A 19309-nucleotide genomic window follows, 5' to 3' on the forward strand; every position below is an offset into this window, starting at 1 on the left:
AAAGGATATTAAATTGAACACATTAGTCTTCGACATCGAAACCATCCCCGACATTGAAGGCGGGCGCAAACTCTACGACCTTGGCGACCTCGACGCTGATGGCATCGCCAAAGCCATGTACCACCTGCGTTTCCAAAAAACTGGCACGGAATTTCTGGCGCACCACCTGCATAAAATCGTCGCCATTTCCGTGACGTTTCGTGGCAAAGGCGACGACTTCAAAGTCTGGACGCTAGGCGACGAATCCGCCGATGAAAAAGAAATCCTGCAACGCTTTTTCGACGGTATCGACCGCTACACCCCCACCATTGTCTCGTGGAATGGCAGCGGTTTCGACCTGCCCGTGATCCACTACCGTGCCATGAAGCACAAAATCTGCGCCCCGCGTTACTGGGACATGGGCGAAGACGACAGCAGTTTCAAGTGGAACAACTACATCAGCCGCTACCACACCCGCCACACCGACTTGATGGATTTGCTGGCACTCTACAGCGGACGCGCTAATGCGCCACTGGACGAACTCGCATCGCTCTTCGGTTTCCCCGGCAAAATGGGCATGAGTGGCGCGAAAGTGTGGGATGCGTATCAAGAAGGCAAACTCGCCGACATCCGCAACTATTGCGAAACCGACGTGCTGAATACCTGGTTGGTTTACTTGCGTTTCCAGTTGATGCGCGGGCATATCCTTATCGACAAATACAATAGCGAGTGCGAGTTGGTGCGCAAGCATTTGCAAGCATCCGGCAAGGAACATTTACAAGCCTTTGAAGCCGCATGGGAGGAGGGGGCGTGAACGGTTACTTCTGCTGATCCACAAACCACACCGCTGCTTCTACCCGTGAACGCAGGTTGAGTTTGCGCAACAAATGCTTGACGTGAACTTTGACCGTGCCTTCGGTGATGCCCAGTTCCCGTGCTACCAACTTATTGCTTTTGCCCGCCGCGACGCGCTCCAGAATGCGTTGTTCCTGCTCAGTCAAGCCTGCTTCGGAGCTGGTTTTTGGGTGAATCGCGTCGTGGCGCATGGCGTGTGCCAGCAAGTTGATCAGGCGTTCGGTCAGGGTAATCCGGCCTGCTGCCGCTTCCGCCAGCTTTTCCACCAAATCTTCGGGTTCCATTTCCTTGAGCAAATAGCCGTCTGCACCCGCACGTAACGCTGCCACCAAATCACTCGCCTGATCGGAAACGGTCAGCATCACTACCCGTGCATCGCTGCCAGAGGCTTTGATGACTTTCAACACCTCAATGCCGCTCATGTCCTTCATGTTCAGGTCGAGCAGGATCATGTCAGGGGCAAGCTCCAATGCCATGTTGATGCCCTCCTGCCCGTAGGAGGCTTCGCCGACGATGATGAAATCAGGAACCATATTGACCAAATAGCGCACGCCTTTGCGAAACAAGGGATGATCGTCCACGATCAGCAGGCTTTGCGGGGTTTCAGGCGGCATGGACAATCCTTGTTTTGGGGGTGAAATCGAGTTGTACGCAAGTACCGCCGTTCGTGCGCGGTAAATATTGCAGTATGCCATGCAAGGCGCGGGCGCGTTCGTCCATAATCGCCATGCCGTAATGGTGCAGGTTGGCGGTTTTTTGGATACCTGCGCCGTCATCTTCGATGCGCAATTGCAGGCTATTGTTATCGTCTTGGCGTTGCAACGATACCCACGCTTGGCTGGCGTGCGCGTGTTTGAGGGTATTGGATAAGGCTTCGCGCACGATTTGCAACAGGTGAATTTCTTCGTTGGGGGTCAGGTTGAGGTTGCCTAGACTGACCTCCAGCGCAATCGGCAAGTTGCCGCGTTCGGCAAATTCGGTGGTGGTTTGTGCCAGTGCCATGCCTAAATCGTCGTCTTCCATACGCAAACGGAAGGTGGAGAGCAACTCGCGCAATTGCTGGTAGGAACTGTTGAGTCCATCGCGTAATTCTTCCAACGCGGCGGTGACTTCGGTGGTATCCGCCGGATTTTTTACAGCAGTGCGCAAGCGGCTGACTTGGATTTTCATGTACGCCAGCGATTGCGCCAAGGAATCGTGCAGTTCGCGGGCGATGACGGCACGTTCTTCCAGCAAGGAAACGCGGCGGTGCTGTTCGCTGCGTTGTTCGGAGGCAATGGTGACACCGATGTGGCGCGACAGGGCTTCCAGCAATTGCACTTGCCAGCGTTCGGCGGTGGTGTTGGCGGGGACATCGACAGCTAACATGCCGTAGCGTTTTTCTGCATCGGTAAGCGGCATCCGCAAGATTTGGCGACCGTCGGGGAGCGTGTCCATGCGGGCGGCGTGCGGGTCGTGGCATTCGGCGCAACTGTTGGCGCGTTGGCACAGGGGGCTTTTGCCATCACTGGCGGTGGTGGCGACGACATCGCCTTGTTGGTCGTTGTCTTCTTTGAGGCAAATCGTGCCATTGCCCAAGCCCAGCACCGCTTCGGCATCTTTCAACACATTATGGAAAACGGCGCGGTCAGGGGCAATGCCATGTAAGCGCGTGATGGAGCGATACAGCAAATCCAGCGAACGGTTGCTGCGGGTGAGTTCGGCAGTTTTTTGTTCGACCCGTGCTTCGAGGTCTTGGTAAAGTTTGGAGAGATCTTCTGCCATCAGGTCAAAAGCTCGTCCTAGTTGCCCGATTTCGTCTTCACCCGCAAGGTCAGTGCGTACCGCGAGATTGCCTTGGCGGATTTGGTCGGTTAGCCCCAATAGCCCTTTGAGCGGGGTGGTTTCGTCGGCGGGCAATACGGAGAGGATCGAGTTCGCCGCCAAATCGGTTTCAAAGCGTTGGATGGCTTGCTGCAAGTCGCTGCGGTGCGTGGGGTTGGGGTCATGCAGGATGCGTTGGTAGAATGATGCCATGCGCCAGCTTTGCATCCGCAAACTTCCGGCAACGTTGATGGCTTCGCCGTTGCCTTGGGTGGTTTCCGCGACCATCCATGACGTGGACATGCCGACAATCGCCAGAACCGTGATGGCAGCGATCATCCCGCCTAGTCGTAGCAGCAAGGAATTTTGGAGTTTTTTCCACAGAATGCGGTTCACGCGGTGATTTCCTCGTGTTGTTATTGGATGCTGCGCTCTGATTCTAGGGTAATACATTTGGGGGAGGGGCGGATGGAAATAACGGTGTACTACTTTGGTGGTAGTCACTTACTTGATCATGCGTCGCGAGTGGTTTGTTTACGTGATATAGGTCAGACAAGCTGACGCTCTGCGGCGTAGAATGGGTGGAAAACTTATTTTAAAAGGAGTCAGCGTGCATACCATCCAAGACATCCGAAATATTGTCTTCACCGGACATACAGGCGCAGGCAAGACCAGCCTGATCGAAGCCCTGCTGTTTCAGGCAGGCGAAACCACCCAACAAGGCGTTATTGAAAAAGGCAATACCGTCACTGACTGTGATCCGCTTGAACAACAACATCAACATTCCCTGTATATTTCTGTCGCTACTGCCCACCATGCCGGTTGCCATATCAATTTGATCGACACACCGGGATACCCTGACTTTCAGGGGCAAGTGCTGACGGCGTTGTCAGCCGCTGATACGGTAGTGGTAGTGATTAATGCCCTGGCAGGTATTGAACCCATGAGCCGCAAAATCATGGAATGGGCAAGCCAGCAGCATTTGCCGTGCATGGTCGTGGTCAACCGCATTGATGCTGCACCCGACAAGCTGGAAAAGTGTCTTCAGGAAATTACCGAGGTGTTTGGTCGCGAATGCCTGCCACTGGAGTTGCCCGTCAACCACGCGGCGCAAGTGGTGGAGGTGTATGACCACGAATCCGGCGCGGCGGATTTTTCTTCGGTAGCGGCAGCCCATACTGCCTTGATCGAGCAGGTGGTGGAAGCAAATGAATCTGCTATGGAACATTATCTGGAAGAAGGTACTGTACCTGCGGCTGAATTGCATGAAGCGTTTGAACAGGCTTTGCGTGAAAACCATCTGGTTCCGGTTTGCTTTACGTCTGCCAGAACTGGCGCGGGTATTCCTGAACTGTTGGATATTATCGCCAAACTTGCCCCCAATCCGTTGGAGGCTACGCCGCACCCCTTTATCCGTCATCAAGGCGAGAAAACCGTGGAAACATGGGCAGTTCCCGACCCGGATAAGCCATTGCTGGCGCATGTTTTCCATGTCGAATTCGACCCGTTTGTGGGCAAGCTGGCTTTGCTGCGGGTACATCAGGGCAGCCTGAAACTGGGCAGTCAGGTGCTGGTGGGTGCTGAAGGCAAACCCGTCAAGATTGCCCATTTGTATCGCTTGCAGGGTAAAGAACGTATCCCTGTTCAGCAGGCTATGGCGGGCGATATTTGTGCTGTTGCCAAAATCAGCGAGATTGAGCCAGACACCATTTTGCATGAACGGCATGAAGATGATGGCATCGAAATATCCGGGATGACCTTACCTACGCCACTGGTGGGTTTTGCCCTGCGTGCCAAAAAACGCGGCGATGAACAAAAACTGTCGGATGTGTTGCACAAACTGGTCGCGGAAGATCCCTGTTTGCGCATTGAATACGATACGGCAGCCAATGAAACGGTATTGCGTGGTTTAGGCGATTTGCATTTGCGCATTGCGCTGGAACGCATGAATCAGCAATACCATGTGGAAGTCGAGGCAGCTCCGCCCCGGATTCCTTACCGGGAAACCATTACCAAGTCGGTGCAGGCGCAATATCGCCACAAAAAGCAAAGTGGCGGGGCAGGGCAGTTCGGTGAGGTGCAGATTGAAGTCGAACCGTTGGAACGTGGTGCAGGCTTTGAATTCGTCAACCGTATTGTGGGTGGGGCGATTTCTGGCTCATTGATCCCAGCGGTGGAAAAAGGGGTACGTCAGTTATTGGCATCAGGGGCAATTAGCGGGCATCCGCTGATGGATCTCCGGGTAACATTGCTGGACGGCAAGATGCACTCGGTGGATTCCAAGGAAATTGCCTTCGTGGTGGCTGGGCGCAAAGCCTTTATGCAAGCCGTTGCCGACGCCAGCCCCATTATTCTGGAGCCACTGGTTGATTTGGAAGTAACGGTTCCCGCCACTGCAATGGGTGACATTTCCGGCGATCTGGCAACCCGGCGGGCGCAGATTCATGATGCGCAAGCCGATGCAGCAGGCAATATGGTTATTCAGGCCAAAGTCCCGCTGGCGGAACTGGACGATTACGCCTCACGCCTGAATTCGCTGACGGGCGGCGAAGGTAGCTGGGCTATCCAGTTCAGCCACTATGAGCCGACCACGGAAAAGACCCAGCAGGCATTGATGGCGCAGTACCAAGCTGCTGAAGTCTAGGCCGCAATAGCTTGGTACGTATGGGTATGGGGGAGAGGTTTCCTACTTCTTCTCCCATGTATCCTTTAACCCGATCACCCGGTTAAATACCGGTTTGTCAGCCGTCGAATACTTGGAATCCAGCACAAAATACCCCTCGCGCTCAAACTGATAGCGATCTTCCAGCGTGGCTTGCGCCAGCCCGATTTCGCCCTTGCAGCCGTTGAGGATTTCCAAACTGTGCGGATTCATGAATTCCAGAAAGTTTTTGCCGCCTGCATCCGGGGCGGGGTCGCTGAACAAACGGTCATACAAACGCACTTCGCAATCCACGTTATCACGCGCTGATACCCAATGAATCACGCCTTTGGCTTTTATGCCATCGGCTGGGTCTTTGCCAACGGTATCCTCGATCACGCGAGCGCGAATTTCGATGATGTTGCCATCGGCATCTTTCACCGCTTCATCCGCTTCGATCACGTAGCTGTTACGCAGACGTACCCGTTTGCCCAGCACCAAGCGCTTGTACTGCTTGTTAGCTTCTTCGCGGAAATCGTCCTGATCAATCAGAATTTCGCGGCAAAATGGCATGGCGCGTGTCCCCAGCGCCTCATTTTGCGGATGTACCGGCGCAGTCATGGTTTCCACCTGATCATCAGGATAGTTGGTCAAAGTGACTTTGAGCGGGCGCAAGACGCACATGGCACGCGGGGAAATGTTGTTCAAATCTTCGCGGATGGCGAATTCCAACATGCCAAGGTCTACTACGCCTTCGACTTTGGTCACGCCTGCCATTTCGCAGAAATCGTTAATGGCTTTGGGGGTGAAACCCCGGCGACGCAACCCCGAAACGGTGGGCATACGCGGGTCATTCCAACCGTCAACGTGCTTTTCATCCACCAATTGCTTGAGCTTGCGCTTGCTGGTGACGGTGTAATTGATATTGAGGCGTGAGAATTCGTACTGGTGTGGGGTCGCAGGCACGGGAATATTGTCGATAAACCACTCGTACAACGGGCGATGCACTTCAAATTCCAGCGTACATACCGAATGGCTGATGCCTTCAATCGCGTCACTTTGCCCGTGCGCGTAATCGTAAGACGGGTAAATGCACCATTTGTCGCCCGTTTGATGATGCGTAGCACGTTTAATGCGGTAAATCACCGGGTCACGTAAATTAATATTGGACGATGCCATGTCAATCTTGACGCGCAAAGTACGGCTGCCATCGGGGAATTCACCGGCACGCATCCGCGTAAACAAATCCAGATTTTCCTCAACAGAGCGGGTGCGAAACGGGCTTTCTTTACCGGCTTCAGTCAGGTTGCCACGGTATGCCCGCATTTCTTCAGCGGTTAAATCGCACACAAACGCCTTGCCCGCTTTAATCAGGTAAACCGCCCAGTCGTAGAGTTGGTCGAAATAGTCAGAGGCGTAATGCACCTCGCCATCCCATTGATAACCCAACCATTGCACATCCGCCTTGATGGATTCGACGTATTCTTCGTCTTCTTTTTCGGGGTTGGTGTCATCCATGCGCAGGTTGCACTTGCCGCCGAATTTCTGTGCTAAACCGAAGTTCAGCCAGATGGATTTGGCGTGACCAATGTGCAGGTAGCCGTTAGGTTCGGGGGGGAAGCGGGTGCGCACGCTGGTCACTTTGCCGCTTTCGAGGTCTTCTTTGACGATACGCTCAATAAAATTGAGGGGTTTGCTGATTTCTTCGCTCATGGGGTAGTTCTTGTCGATTATTGCAATGCAGGAATTAGACTATTAAGCACCGCCATTGTCCAGTGCGGTGCTTACCCATTTGCGTTGTGGTGCTTAATGCCCTGGTTTGCAGATGTCGTGACGCACTATTGCACGTAGTGTCAATGTCACCAGCAAAATCACCAACAGGCTTAGCAACACCAGTAAACCGCTGGCAATCCACAGATACGCCGCCGCTTGCGACTGTTCATACATAATAAAGCTGGCAATGGTAATCGCCGCCAACGGGAACGAATACGCCCACCAAGGCATTCCAAACTTCAATTTCGCAAAACGCCCAATTTGGCTAAACAACAAAATGGTCAGGAATAATCCAAAGAAATACAGCACCCGTGCAAACGCATCCAGCTCATTTTCCAAGCGCATGTAGGCGATAAACCCCACCGCTGGCGGCGCAATCAAAATGAACAAACTTGGCAACAAAAATGCATCAATCGCCTGATGAAACATCATGCGGTTAAACACCAGCGTCATTAAAATCAGCCAGAAAAACATGCCGACGCTAAAGAAAAACCACGACACATCCACAAAACCGAGCGGCACGCCAACGACTGGCACGAGCACATTCCCCACCGCCGGAATAAACCAAGCAGGGTTAATGTGCTGAATTTGGAAATGTTCGTGGTGCATCCATTTATTAATCACATACAGCGTAAACACCAGATGCAATAACGTTCCCGCCACCCAGACGGGCAAGGCAAGCTCAGCATTCGCTCCATACAATGCCGTCGCAATCAGCAATAAACTGATCGAAATGGTCGGGAAAAAACTGAGCTTGACCGGATGCGCCAACTCCTGCGCCACACTCTGCGGGTAACGCCACGCCTTGCTTACATACAGCAGGAATAACAGTGCGAAGACACTGATGGTCACTGCCAGCATCCCGACGTTGATACCCAAATCGCGGTGAAAGACGTGCTGGGCTTTTTCCCACGCAATCGTTAAACCGGATAAGCCCATTACCACCGAAAAGAACGAGATGGGTAAAAAGGCTAAGCGCCCGTGTGGTGCAGGAGTGTGTTCCATGATGCCAATCCTCAGTCGTTGATGACCAATGCTTTTGCCCAAGCTTCCATCGCATTATTGGCAAGCGGCATAGGCGCTTCCATAAAGCTGATCACGAAAGTATCGGCTTTTTCAGCAATGCCAATGGCGCGGGGGCGGACTGCCAGCACTTGCGGGTTAGGTAAATGCGTACCGAAGCAGAACACCACGTTTTTAGCCGCAATAATGTCGGCGGCGATTTCGCCTTGTGGCAATGCTTTGGTGTGCGCGTAATGGTCAAAAACGGCGATGAATTGGGCAACAGGGTGTTCGGCGATTTTCGCTAAGAAATAATCAACAATGCCGTCTACGGTGCGGTGGGCAATTTCATTTTTGCCGACTTCCATGGTGAATACGGGGTATTTTTCTTGCAGCATCATTTGTTTCATGGGGATTCCTTCTAAAAAGTCAGAGAGCTAAAAGTAGGGGCGATTCTAGGGCTTGGCAAGCGGTTTGGCATTGAAAAATAGCAAACTAAAGCACTAAGGTATTATTCCCGTGATGGCTGCATGGCAATGGTGGCTTGTGTGATATATGTCAAAAATACCCAGCAAAACCTTGCGATTTAGCAAGGTTGATTGGTGTCTTGCGCTTCAGACTAAGCCTTAATAAATAGATGTCAATGAACATCGTTGTATCGCGCTATACCAGTCCGTGCCATAAAATAGTTTTTTTGATCAGGGAAATATGGTTAGATGACTGGTAACAAAAGCAGCCATGAGTAATGTATGACATTAAAAATCACTTTCACTGAGGATGAGATAGCGGAGCTGTTCTACTGGAAGGAGCGCCATCCTCATCCCAGAGTCCGTAAGAAAATGTCCGTGCTGTACCTGAAATCCCAACAGTTGACGCATAAGGAAATCAAACGATTGGAAAGGATTACAGAAGCCACGCTGCTTGCCTACCTAAACGCCTACCTACAACCTAACGGTTTAGAAGCTCTTAAAGAAATACGATTCAATAAACCACAGAGTGATTTGATGGCATATAAAGACAAGATTGAAGCCTATTTTCGTGAATATCCCCCCGCAACCAGCAAGGCGGCAGCCGCTAAGATTGAGGAGCTGACAGGCATCAAACGCAGTGAGGACAGGGTACGTGTCTTTATGAAGAAAATAGGGATGGACATCCATAAAGTGGGGATGATACCCGCCAAAGCTGATGTGGAAGCACAAGAAAAGTTCCTGGAAAATGAACTAAAACCGCGCATTCAGGAGGCTAAGGAGGGCAAACGCGCCCTTTTTTTGTCGATGCCGCCCACTTCGTGTTAGCACCGTTTCTGGGGTTTTTGTGGTCATTTTCCCGCGTATTCATCAAAGCCCCCTGTGGTCGACAACGCTACAACGTATTGGGCGCACTCAATGCGATAACGCTATACTTTGCCCGTGAATAGCTGTTGAATAATGAGAAGCCCTCAAGCAAAGTACGGCTGTTATTGGCAACCGGTCGTCCTTTCCATGATCCAGATAGACTTCAGCGAATCCGATCAAACCGCCTTGAATGAGGGGCGTTACCGCCATGCCCACCCTCGCGTCCGCCAACGGATGGAAGTGTTGTGGCTAAAAAGCCAGGGAATGGCGCATGGGGACATTGAACGGCTGGCACAGGTGAGTTCAACGACGGTCACCCGTTATTTGAAACGTTACCAACAAGGTGGGATCGCTGCCTTGGGACAACTGGATTTCCGTCGCCCAACCCGCCGGTTGGAACCTTTCCGTGAGCCCCTGAAGAAACATTTTGAGAAGCATCCACCGACCCGGATCAGTCAGGCGATCGCTGATATACAGCGCTTAACCGGCCTTGAACTCAAGCGGGAAGCCGTGCGGCTATTCCTGCATGACTTGGGTTTGTCCGTCAGGAAGGTGGGGATGATACCGGCGAAAGCCGACCCTGCTGCCCAGGAGACTTTTAAAAAAAGAGCTGGAGCCGCGTCTTGAGGAGGCCAAGGCCGGAAAACGCGCCGTTTTCTTTGTCGACGCCGCCCATTTTGTCCTGGCCCCGTTTCTGGGGTTCCTGTGGTGTTTCACCCGGCTGTTCATCCGCGCCCCTGCCGGACGCCAGCGCTACAATGTCCTCGGTGCGTTGAATGCAGTCACCCATGAACTGGTCACCGTGACCAATGACAGTTACATCAACTCCCAAAGTGTTTGTCAGTTGCTTCGGCAAATCAAGGCATTGGCCCTGGATGTCCCGGTGACCTTGGTGATGGACAATGCCCGTTACCAGCGCTGTAGCCTGGTACAAACATTCGCCCAAACACTCGGGATCGAACTGTTGTTCCTACCCGCTTATTCCCCCAACCTGAACCTGATTGAGCGCCTGTGGAAGTTCGTGAAGAAGGAATGCCTGTATTCACGTTACCATGAAAACTTTACCGCGTTTGCGCAGGCCATTGATGCCTGTTTGGCACAAACCCACACTACGCATAAAAAAGCCTTGGACTCCTTGCTGACTCTCAACTTTCAGACCTTTGAGGAATCTGCAATTATGGGCGGTTGAAGTATACAACTCATCACGATCACTAACGACTCCTATATCAACGCTAACAGCGTGTGTGAATTATTGGAAAAAATTGCAGCGTTAGCACTCAAAATACCGATCACTTTGGTCTTAGATAATGCCAAGTATCAACGCTGTGAAGCCGTGTTTGCCTGTGCGAAAAGGCTCAATATTGAACTATTATTTTTACCGACCTATTCACCCAACCTCAATCTGATTGAACGGTTGTGGAAGTTCGTCAAGAAAAAATGCTTGTACTCGAAATACTATGATAAGTTTCCCACTTTCAAGGCGGCCATCACCAACTGTCTCGACAAGCTGGATACCGATCACAAGAAAGAACTGACCCAGTTGATGACAACAAATTTTCAAACCTTTAAAAATGTTCAGGTCTTGACGCTGTAAGGTATAGCATTTCAGTAGCAGCCTTTGGTGGGGTCAATGTGGTGTGTGGTTACTCACATTCTCCCATGAAAGGCTGCGCCTTACCTTATCCCGAACTCAGGTTCTGAAAGTAGAATGCATCCACGATGAACGATTTGCCACACGGGATGCCATGAAACAAACCGTTTTCGAATACATCGAAACCGATTACAACCGGAACCGCTTGCACAGTACCTTGGGCTATCTCAGCCCGTTGGACTTTGAAGCACAATTCCTCACAAGTTGAGGTGTCCGGGTTTAAGGGGCTAGATCAAACTTCTTGGTAACGAGGTGCTTGTCTTCCGGCAACAGGCGGTCATAAGCGCCCCAGTCATCGGTGCATTACAGGCGGAAGTTGAAGCTCTTTACCCTGTCCAGCAGTATTTTCAGCGTGTCATCGCCCCGTGAACCCAGGGCATAGACAAATACCCGCTTGATGGTAAGCGACCATTTCAGCACGTCTAGCCCTCGCGATTTCCACGTCCTAAACTGGTTTCCAACCTGAACAACCGAAGGAAACCTCAATGAAACGCCCTCACCGCCGCGCCAGCGAATGGCAAACCCTCATTAGCCAATGGCAAGCCAGCGGCTTATCCGCCCCGGCATTTTGTGAACAGCACAGTATCGGTTACGCCAGTTTTTGCCAATGGCGGCAGCGTCTACGCTCCGCAGATGGCGTGGAGGAACCAGCCGTTCCCGCCAATACCTTCATCGACTTGGGAGCATTATCGGCGGGTCATGCCGCGCTGGGGCAAGGCTGGCACATTGTGCTGAGTTTGGGGAATGGTGTTGAACTACGCCTGAGCCAACGCTGATGTTTGCCCCCGCAGCCACCGCCCGCATCTGGCTATGCACCCAAGCCACCGACATGCGCAAAAGCTTTACGGGGCTGACCGCTTTGGTGAAAAACCAGTTAGGGCAAAATCCCCTGAGTGGGCATTATTTCGTGTTTGTGAACCTACGTAAAACCCAGATGAAGATCCTCTATTTTGAACCCAGCGGCTATTGCTTATGGAGCCAACGCCTGGAGCAGGGCCAATACCGGGTGCAGCCGACAACCAGCGGGCAGCGCGAACTGACCCGGACGGATTTGCAGTTGATTTTGGCGGGCATTGAGGTGCAAAAATCCAGACAATTCAAGCGTTACCAGTATCCTGTGCAGCCACATTCTGGTACAATAAGCCCATGATTTTAAAGCCATCCACCCCGTCTGACACCAGCGTTCCCATGCCGCCGATTGTGGCGGAAATGCTGGCGTTGCGTGAGGAAAATGCTGCCCTGAAACAGGATATAGCTGAATTGAAACGCCAATTGGCGTGGTTCAGGCAACATGTCTTTGGCAGCAAATCGGAAAAGCGTCCGGTTGAGATACCGGTGGCGCAGTTGCCGTTGTTTGCCCCCGCCGCCGCCCCGGTTGCCGCACCCGAGGGTGAAAGCATTACCGTCACCTACCAACGCGGTAAAGCCCCCAAGCTGCGCCCGGATGACTGCGTGAATGACAGCGGGTTACGCTTTACCGCCGATGTCCCGGTCAAGGTGATTCACCTCACCCCGCCGGAACTTCAGGGGGAAGAGGCTGACCAGTATGAGGTGATCGGCACCCAGGTGACCCATCGGGTGGCGCAACGCCCTGCCAGCTACCTCATCCTGCAATACGAGCGCCCGGTCATCAAACGTAAGGGCAGTGCTTCGGCTTCGCTCAGCAACCCACCACTTCCCAGCCCTGCACCCGCCAACGTGCTGGAACGTAGTGTCACCGATGTCAGCTTTTTGGTGGGGATGTTGGTGGACAAGTTCCAGTACCACCTGCCGTTGTACCGCCAGCACCAACGCCTGACCCAAGCGGGGATCACCCTCAGCCGCACGACGCTGACCAATGCGGTGAAACGTGCCATCGACCTGCTCAAACCCATTGCCGAAGCGCAACTCGCCAGTGTACTGCAAAGCAAGCTGCTGGCGATGGACGAAACCCCCATCAAAGCCAGCCCCGCAGGCAACGGCAAGATGAAGCAAGGCTACTTCTGGCCGCTGTACGGGGATCAGGACGAAATCGTCTTCACCTTCTCCGCCAGCCGTGGGCGGCAACACATTGAAAAGACTCTTCGCCAACAGTTCAGCGGCACACTGCTCAGCGACGGTTACCGTGCTTATGCCAGTTACGTCAACGCCAATGACAAGATTACCCATGCCCAATGCTGGGTACACAGCCGTCGCACCTTCATTGCCGCCGAAACCGCTGAACCACAAGCAGTACGCCAAGCCCTTGACACTATCGCGGCACTCTATCAGCACGAAGCCCAGATTAACGAGAAAAAACTCGACGGGGAAGCCAAACGTACCTACCGCCTCACCCACAGCAAGCCGTTGGTCGACCAGTTCTTTGAATGGTGCCAAACCCAATTACAACGTACCGATTTAATCCCCTCCAACCCGCTGACCAAAGCCCTTGGTTATGTCATCCGCCGCGAACACGAACTGCGCGTGTTTCTGGAAGATCCCGACGTGCCAATGGATACCAACCACATCGAACGCGCCCTGCGGCCCATCCCCATGGGCAGGAAAAACTGGTTGTTCTGCTGGACAGAACTCGGCGCGGAACACGTGGGCATCATCCAAAGCCTGATCACCACCTGCCGCCTGCATGACATTAACCCGTATGTCTATCTGATGGATGTTCTGTTGCGCGTTAGTGAGCATCCCGCTTCTCAGGTGCAAGACCTTACGCCAAGATGTTGGAAACAACGGTTTGCGGATAAGCCATTGCGCTCGGATTTGTTTGCGGATATCAACGACGGGCTAGAATGACCGTTTACTCTTGAGATGGGGCGACCAGGCATACCATAGCCAGCGTTGTTGAGATTTTTTGCCGACATACGACCATTGCTCATCCATTTCGCACACCAACTCTATACCGGCTTTGTCACTGGCTTCATTGAATGGGAGCGGTGAGATGGTTGGTGGGGCGAGTTTTTAAATGGGCAATGACGGTCGTGACGCTGATCCCCCAACACACGCCCGGTATCACGCACACTGGAACCGTTCATCGCCATATCGCTGATTTTGGCGGCCACGCCCGGTTTGTTGGCTTCATACAGGTATTCCAGTTGAAAACAATGGTGGCAATCACGGCAGCGGTAGCGTTGGAGACCACTTCGTGCTTTGCCATGGCGGTAGACCAACCTTGGCAGGACGGACATTTCACCTGAATGCTTGCCATCAGAACCTCGCAGGAAAAAATCCTCATCTTACTGCAAGTGGGACTTCAACTCATCTAAAGCACGACCGAAAAATCCTTCCTTTTTAAAAGCACCCCAGTTATTTACAATAATCTTACTTTTAGCCCACTGGGTGCTGAAAACAGCCGTTGAGACCAAGCAAATGAATTAGCCTTCGATGGAACAGTTACTTTCATTGCTACGTAGTGATCTTCGCTTTCCATGAAATTCTTGTTCATTGAGTCAACGACCCTCCATGCACCATCAATATAGATTTCTGCCCAGTTATGATAATCTTGAGCCTTGAGGAGTTTGTTGCTCTCGACAATAAAACCACTCATCATTCTCGCGGGAATGCCTTTCGCTCTAGCCAAAGCCCCAAAGAGGTACATATGTCCAGTGCAATCCCCTGTTTTTTCTTGTAATGTATGCAGAGCACCTCTTTCCTGCGCTAAGAAACCTGATGCAGTCACATTTTCCGAAATCCAAGTATAAAGTTCTTTTGCAACATCACGTTGGTTCGTCATCTTGATTGGGCCTAACACTTGTTGCAACTGAGGGTCAGTGAACTCAAGGTATTTCTCAACTTTTAGATAAGACTCCTGATCAAGCAAAGATTCGGCTATAGATTGCTCATACATAGCAAGCTCAACCCTAACATCAATAATCCGGGTTTCATAAGGTGTCAATTTGGGTAAATAAAATAGTAATGATTGATTCCACAGATCATGGGAAACTGTTTCAGACTCCATAGAAGCCTCAATACGTCTTACCGCTTGACGGGAAATATTGGCGGGCAGTGCCAACTGAATCATAGCATTGTCAACAGGCTTATTCTGAGGATTCATAATCTCAAGCTTGTAACGAATGGTTTTCTCAGTTAGTACCGACTTTCCAGAAAATAACCTACTGAAGCGCTGATCATTATCCAAATAAGAATAACCAAACCGCACCAACGGAATGACTAACAGCAAAATACTTAGTAAAAACAAACCATGTCTGGTGATTTTTTTCAACATAAACCCTCAATCAAGTGATCAGTCAATCCTTCATTAGAATTCACTGACCACCTTAATTTCATAAAATGATTAGTCACAATTAATACATTTAAGCTGCACATTATCAATTAACCCTCCATAGCCATTCTGTTTACCAAGCGCTTTCAGAAATAGGCTGTTATTCCGCTTACGTCCATTAATGACAAAGGAGCCACTTGCAAAATTACATTTTCAGCGTGAACCTTCCTTCATCTGAAGGAAAAAAGAAGTGTGGGCTGCCGTTTTCGGCGATAATAGAAGCGTCAAAACAACCATTAAGCCCACGCTATGAATTCTACCGAACGCGCCCTGATTGCACAACGCTGGAGTTTGCTGCAAATTGAAATACTGCCTTGCTTCAATGATGCCTTTGGCACATTGACCCCCAAGCTTGAAAAGCTCATTCACGTACTGGAGCTGACGCGCATTGAAGATTTTGTGCGCTCTTTTCGTGATGGGTCTGGACGGCCAGCGACGGAGCGATCTTGGTTTGCCAATGCTTTTGTCGCCAAAAGCGTGCTCAATATTGTCAATACGCGAGCACTCATTGACCGGCTGCAAAACGATCGCTCCCTGCGACGCATCTGCGGGTTTCCCCTGACCAAGAAACTGCCTTCCGAATCCACCTTTTCACGTGCCTTCGCTGAATTTGCTGAACAGCGTTTAGCGGAACGTGTGCATGAAACGTTGGTGAAAACGTATTTGGGCGATGCGCTGATCGGCCACCTGTGTCGGGATTCAACAGCCATTGAGGCACGTGAACGGCCTGTTGCCGAGGAAAAGCCAAAGAAAAAACAAGGGCAAACACGGATTCAGCGCCAACGGGAACAGTCACTTCAGCAAGCACTCGATGAGATACCGGTTCAGTGTAACCGGGGGACGAAGAAGAATGCCCAAGGCTACAAGCACAGTTGGAACGGCTACAAACTGCATATCGATACCGCCGATTGTGGTGTCCCGATAGCAGCCATTCTGTCTTCCGCCTCCTTTCACGACAGCGGGGCAGCCATCCCACTCTCTCAAATCAGTGCCCAACGTGTCACCAGTCTCTACGACCTGATGGATGCGGCCTATTGCAGTGCTGATTTGCACGAATACAGCCGTCATCTGGGGCATGTCCCTCTGATTGATCACAATCCTCGCGGCGGACAGAAAGAAGCGTTTGAACCTGCTGATGCCGAGCGTTACAAAATTCGCAGCACCGTAGAACGAACCAATGCCCGCCTGAAGGATGAATTTGGTGGTCGGAATGTGTGGGTGCAAGGTGCGCAAAAAGTTTACAGCCACTTGATGTTTGGGATTTTGGTGTTGAGTGCTGATCAACTGATGCGTGTCTTGTTATAAAGCGACTGGGTTTGAAAAAACACGGGAAGACTGACTGAAAAACAGGAGCAGTCGCATCGGTATGGGTGAAATTTAGCAAAAGTTACGGTAAAACTGAAAAAGCTCAGGTTTCGTTGGTCAAATTGAGTAAAAAATCGGCTGAATATGCGGCGTTCGGTCAATGCTGAAAATTGAGCAACTCAGTTTGTCGGATTTTGCAAGTCGCTCAAAGTAATAGCGCTGCCAACCTGTTCTATGCATCTGGTTTAAAATACCAAGGCTTTTACTGTTCCAGATAACCTCTACCTGATTCTCTGTTTCATGTTTACCACGTGGCACATAATCGAGACTCAAGAGATATTGATAATCAGGTTCCATTTTACTCACGATGTAGCGAACGGTAGAACCATTTCCAGACTCCAGTGCCAACTTGGCATTCCCTTCACTGGCGGTAATACCACCAATTTTTCCAGTTTGGATCATGATTTGGCCTTGGGTTGCAAGCCATCCCTTTATGGCTTGCATCACACCCCATGTTCCATGATTCAAAGTGCCATACGTTTCAAACGATCCATTATTAATGGCGTTTTCCTCTGAAAGATTAGCAGGAACAATACGCACATCGTCAATAAATCCGGCATCACCATCACCTTGTGCAACAAACCTTAGTATTGCTTCAGGCTTAGTACTTTGAACAAGGTAAGAATATTTAACCCATCCTTTCCTGTTTCCACGAACACTTTGTAATTTGACATTATTCCAGATGACATCCACTGCATTGGCAGTATCCTGACGGCTATTGCTGCTTGGTGAATAATAGAAACTTAATAAATAAGTCTGGCCTGACGTTGTTGTTACCGTTGTTCTGGCAGTGCCATTGCTCACGGTATCAAGCGCCAACTTGTCATTTCCATCAATTGCCGTAATACCGAAAACATCCCCTCTTTGAATATTCAACGTCCCTTTTCCAGCCATCCATCCCGGAATACGTTTGAAGAGTCCCCACGTACCATGATCCAAGACACCATGTTCTTCAAACGACCCATTCTCAACAAGGTTCAATGATTCCGATACTGTGACAGACTTGCTTTCTGTGTGCAGAGAGCCATGATTATCCGTCACTGTCAAGCGAACCTGATAAGTACCGGTGACAGTATAAACGTGACTGGTTGTCATTCCCTCCACACCTGCACTGCCATCACCAAAATCCCATACGTAACGGGCTATGCTGCCATCTGGATCAATGGAAGCACTGCCATCAAACATGACACTTAAAGGTGCTACCCCCGAACCAGGAGTCAGGCTGATTTTTGCTACGGGGGGTTGATTCGCATACGGATTAACATAAACGACTGCGGTAGAAGAACCTGTTGCTCCTTTGTTATCCGTTACCGTCAGTGTCACTGTATATTCGCCTACCGCATTCCAAGTATGACTGACAGTCTTGCCAATGGCGGTTTCACCGTCGCCAAAATCCCAACGATAATCAGCCACTGCCCCATCACTATCGGTGGAAGCGCTTCCGTCAAACGTAGCACGGAACGGGGCTGTACCTGACAAGGTATCCGCCTTGATGACAGCTACCGGAACCGCATTCGTTGCATGGACAGTAACGCCCACAGAAACCGTATGGGTTGCTCCCAGATTATCCGTCACGGTCAAAGTGACCGTATAATTGCCCGCTGCATTGAAGGTATGGCTGAAATTGGGTGAATTCAAGTAATAAGTGCATAACCCACCAACTTTTCGGCCTCTATGCCGGATAGTTCTCGGAACACCTCGTAAGGTGTCTTGAATCCCAGACACTTCCTTGGTCTGTTGTTGAGTTTATGTACAGCCTCCAGTACCTGTCGGGTGGTCACGTCCAATAGCCCCATTGCCTTGGGGAAGTATTGGCGTAACAGCCCATTGGCGTTCTCATTTTGCCCACGCTCCCACGAATGGTAGGGCTTGGCGAAATACGTTTCGCACCCAAGGGCTTGGGCAACTTGCTCATGTTTGGCAAACTCTTTGCCGTTGTCGAAGGTGAGCGTGTGCACCCAATCCTTGAAGCTGTCCAGCAAGGTGATAATGCTGCTGGTTACGGCTTCTGCGGTCTTGTTTGCCACTGGAAAAGCTAGGCGTAGCTTGGATTTGCGTTCATCCAGTGTCACCAGTGCGCCTTGGTGTCCCTTGCCGATCATGGTGTCGGCTTCCCAGTCACCGAGCCGTTCACGCTGGTTGGCTACCGCTGGGCGTTCGTCAATGTCCACTCGGTTGGGGATGCCTTTGACGCTGCCCGTTTTACTGCCGTAACGCTGGCGGTATTTCTTCGTATGGCGGCGCAGGTTCAGGTACAGCTTGCCGCCCGCACGCTTGTCCCTGAGTACATGCTGGTAGATGGCTTCATGGCAAATAGTCGTTTTGCCTTCCGCTTTCAGTCGACCGCTGATCTGCTCAGGACTCCATTGTTGTTCCAGCAGCGTATCAATGCTGACCGCCAGTTCCGGGGTCAACTTGACCGCTTTGGGCTTGTCCGCATGGCGTTGTTGCGCTTTGGTGTGCGCTTGCTTGTGCCGATAGCCGCGTTGCCCTCGGTTGCGGGTCAGTTCACGACTGATCGTCGATTGACTGCGCCCCAAGGTTAACGCGATTGTTGCCGTCGATTCCTTCATCTTGTGCCGGGTTTCGATATAATGCCTCTCCTCAGAGGTAAGGTGTGTGTAAGCCATGAAGCTCTCCTGTCAGTGGTTTTT

At 51.3% G+C, this 19309-nt stretch carries 17 protein-coding genes and 3 pseudogenes; 11 read left to right on the forward strand and 9 right to left on the reverse strand.

Translation table 11 applies throughout. From position 1 onward, the window contains the following. Nucleotides 1-13 precede the first annotated feature (13 nt). Nucleotides 14-793 (forward strand): 3'-5' exonuclease, encoded by a 780-nt coding sequence (locus QJT81_10470; GenBank protein ID WGZ96357.1) that lies wholly within the window; start codon nucleotides 14-16, stop codon nucleotides 791-793. 4 nt (nucleotides 794-797) lie between these two features. Here the strand turns inward: QJT81_10470 and narL are convergent, their stop codons facing one another. Further along, complete coding sequence (narL, locus tag QJT81_10475) at nucleotides 798-1448, reverse strand: two-component system response regulator NarL (protein WGZ96358.1); 651 nt, start codon at nucleotides 1446-1448, stop codon at nucleotides 798-800. Beyond that, entirely contained in the window at nucleotides 1438-3033 is a 1596-nt protein-coding gene (locus tag QJT81_10480) for a histidine kinase (protein WGZ96359.1), read from the reverse strand. The genes narL and QJT81_10480 overlap by 11 nt, the downstream gene beginning before the upstream one ends. Before the next feature lie 214 nt (nucleotides 3034-3247). Between QJT81_10480 and fusA the strand changes: the two genes are divergently transcribed. Continuing rightward, nucleotides 3248-5281, forward strand: coding sequence for an elongation factor G (gene fusA, locus QJT81_10485; protein WGZ96360.1), 2034 nt, complete (start codon nucleotides 3248-3250; stop codon nucleotides 5279-5281). A 42-nt stretch (nucleotides 5282-5323) separates the two neighbouring features. Here the strand turns inward: fusA and QJT81_10490 are convergent, their stop codons facing one another. The 3 genes from QJT81_10490 to QJT81_10500 all read right to left on the reverse strand — a co-directional run bounded on the left by QJT81_10490 (nucleotide 5324) and on the right by QJT81_10500 (nucleotide 8463). Next, complete coding sequence (locus QJT81_10490) at nucleotides 5324-6991, reverse strand: glutamine--tRNA ligase/YqeY domain fusion protein (GenBank protein WGZ96361.1); 1668 nt, start codon at nucleotides 6989-6991, stop codon at nucleotides 5324-5326. A 93-nt stretch (nucleotides 6992-7084) separates the two neighbouring features. Then, nucleotides 7085-8056, reverse strand: coding sequence for an SLAC1 anion channel family protein (locus tag QJT81_10495; GenBank protein WGZ96362.1), 972 nt, complete (start codon nucleotides 8054-8056; stop codon nucleotides 7085-7087). An 11-nt stretch (nucleotides 8057-8067) separates the two neighbouring features. Then, nucleotides 8068-8463 carry a hypothetical protein gene (locus tag QJT81_10500; protein WGZ96363.1) on the reverse strand — a complete coding sequence of 132 codons (396 nt, stop codon included), beginning with the start codon at nucleotides 8461-8463 and terminating at the stop codon, nucleotides 8068-8070. 339 nt (nucleotides 8464-8802) lie between these two features. Here QJT81_10500 and QJT81_10505 point away from each other — a divergent pair, with 339 nt between their 5' ends. From QJT81_10505 to QJT81_10540, 8 genes and pseudogenes are all read left to right on the forward strand, one after another. Next, nucleotides 8803-9348: a hypothetical protein gene (locus QJT81_10505; GenBank protein WGZ96364.1), complete on the forward strand. Its 546-nt coding sequence runs from the start codon at nucleotides 8803-8805 to the stop codon at nucleotides 9346-9348. Further along, nucleotides 9342-9470 carry a hypothetical protein gene (locus QJT81_10510; protein WGZ96365.1) on the forward strand — a complete coding sequence of 43 codons (129 nt, stop codon included), beginning with the start codon at nucleotides 9342-9344 and terminating at the stop codon, nucleotides 9468-9470. The genes QJT81_10505 and QJT81_10510 overlap by 7 nt, the downstream gene beginning before the upstream one ends. Nucleotides 9471-9534: 64 nt before the next feature. After that, nucleotides 9535-10576 (forward strand): annotated as a pseudogene (locus QJT81_10515) (IS630 family transposase). A 51-nt stretch (nucleotides 10577-10627) separates the two neighbouring features. Then, the gene (locus tag QJT81_10520; GenBank protein ID WGZ96366.1) at nucleotides 10628-10981 is read left to right on the forward strand and encodes a transposase; all 354 of its coding nucleotides are present in this window, start codon (nucleotides 10628-10630) and stop codon (nucleotides 10979-10981) included. Nucleotides 10982-11084: 103 nt separating this feature from the next. Then, nucleotides 11085-11246 (forward strand): annotated as a pseudogene (locus tag QJT81_10525) (IS3 family transposase). Nucleotides 11247-11523: 277 nt separating this feature from the next. Beyond that, complete coding sequence (locus QJT81_10530) at nucleotides 11524-11814, forward strand: IS66 family insertion sequence element accessory protein TnpB (GenBank protein ID WGZ96367.1); 291 nt, start codon at nucleotides 11524-11526, stop codon at nucleotides 11812-11814. Further along, nucleotides 11814-12188: an IS66 family insertion sequence element accessory protein TnpB gene (gene tnpB / locus QJT81_10535; protein ID WGZ96368.1), complete on the forward strand. Its 375-nt coding sequence runs from the start codon at nucleotides 11814-11816 to the stop codon at nucleotides 12186-12188. The genes QJT81_10530 and tnpB overlap by 1 nt, the downstream gene beginning before the upstream one ends. 77 nt (nucleotides 12189-12265) lie before the next feature. Further along, nucleotides 12266-13804: pseudogene (locus QJT81_10540) on the forward strand (IS66 family transposase). A gap of 101 nt (nucleotides 13805-13905) precedes the next feature. Here the strand turns inward: QJT81_10540 and QJT81_10545 are convergent. Together QJT81_10545 and QJT81_10550 are read right to left on the reverse strand one after the other, a co-directional pair. Further along, complete coding sequence (locus QJT81_10545) at nucleotides 13906-14196, reverse strand: IS1-like element transposase (GenBank protein ID WGZ96369.1); 291 nt, start codon at nucleotides 14194-14196, stop codon at nucleotides 13906-13908. A 122-nt stretch (nucleotides 14197-14318) separates the two neighbouring features. After that, a complete protein-coding gene (locus QJT81_10550; protein WGZ96370.1) occupies nucleotides 14319-15233 on the reverse strand; it encodes a transglutaminase-like domain-containing protein in 915 nt (304 codons plus the stop codon). Nucleotides 15234-15539: 306 nt separating this feature from the next. On the opposite strand from QJT81_10550, the gene QJT81_10555 reads away from it, so the two are divergent. Beyond that, entirely contained in the window at nucleotides 15540-16595 is a 1056-nt protein-coding gene (locus QJT81_10555) for a transposase (GenBank protein WGZ96371.1), read from the forward strand. Between the two features lie 117 nt (nucleotides 16596-16712). Here the strand turns inward: QJT81_10555 and QJT81_10560 are convergent, their stop codons facing one another. Next, nucleotides 16713-18293, reverse strand: a complete 1581-nt coding sequence (locus QJT81_10560; protein WGZ96372.1) for a PKD domain-containing protein — start codon at nucleotides 18291-18293, stop codon at nucleotides 16713-16715. Beyond that, nucleotides 18290-19285 carry an IS30 family transposase gene (locus QJT81_10565; GenBank protein ID WGZ96373.1) on the reverse strand — a complete coding sequence of 332 codons (996 nt, stop codon included), beginning with the start codon at nucleotides 19283-19285 and terminating at the stop codon, nucleotides 18290-18292. The genes QJT81_10560 and QJT81_10565 overlap by 4 nt, the downstream gene beginning before the upstream one ends. Nucleotides 19286-19309: the final 24 nt, after the last annotated feature.

The organism is Candidatus Thiothrix putei, from assembly GCA_029972225.1.
Taxonomy (GTDB): Bacteria; Pseudomonadota; Gammaproteobacteria; order Thiotrichales; family Thiotrichaceae; genus Thiothrix; species Thiothrix putei.

Bases quoted from the DNA above. Each gene is read 5' to 3' on its own strand.
- narL (WGZ96358.1), bottom strand. From the start codon at position 1,448: ATGCCGCCTGAAACCCCGCAAAGCCTGCTGATCGTGGACGATCATCCC.
- QJT81_10490 (WGZ96361.1), bottom strand. From the start codon at position 6,991: ATGAGCGAAGAAATCAGCAAACCCCTCAATTTTATTGAGCGTATCGTC.
- QJT81_10495 (WGZ96362.1), bottom strand. From the start codon at position 8,056: ATGGAACACACTCCTGCACCACACGGGCGCTTAGCCTTTTTACCCATC.
- QJT81_10500 (WGZ96363.1), bottom strand. From the start codon at position 8,463: ATGAAACAAATGATGCTGCAAGAAAAATACCCCGTATTCACCATGGAA.
- QJT81_10505 (WGZ96364.1), top strand. From the start codon at position 8,803: ATGACATTAAAAATCACTTTCACTGAGGATGAGATAGCGGAGCTGTTC.
- QJT81_10530 (WGZ96367.1), top strand. From the start codon at position 11,524: ATGAAACGCCCTCACCGCCGCGCCAGCGAATGGCAAACCCTCATTAGC.
- tnpB (WGZ96368.1), top strand. From the start codon at position 11,814: ATGTTTGCCCCCGCAGCCACCGCCCGCATCTGGCTATGCACCCAAGCC.
- QJT81_10545 (WGZ96369.1), bottom strand. From the start codon at position 14,196: ATGTCCGTCCTGCCAAGGTTGGTCTACCGCCATGGCAAAGCACGAAGT.
- QJT81_10550 (WGZ96370.1), bottom strand. From the start codon at position 15,233: ATGTTGAAAAAAATCACCAGACATGGTTTGTTTTTACTAAGTATTTTG.
- QJT81_10555 (WGZ96371.1), top strand. From the start codon at position 15,540: ATGAATTCTACCGAACGCGCCCTGATTGCACAACGCTGGAGTTTGCTG.
- QJT81_10565 (WGZ96373.1), bottom strand. From the start codon at position 19,285: ATGGCTTACACACACCTTACCTCTGAGGAGAGGCATTATATCGAAACC.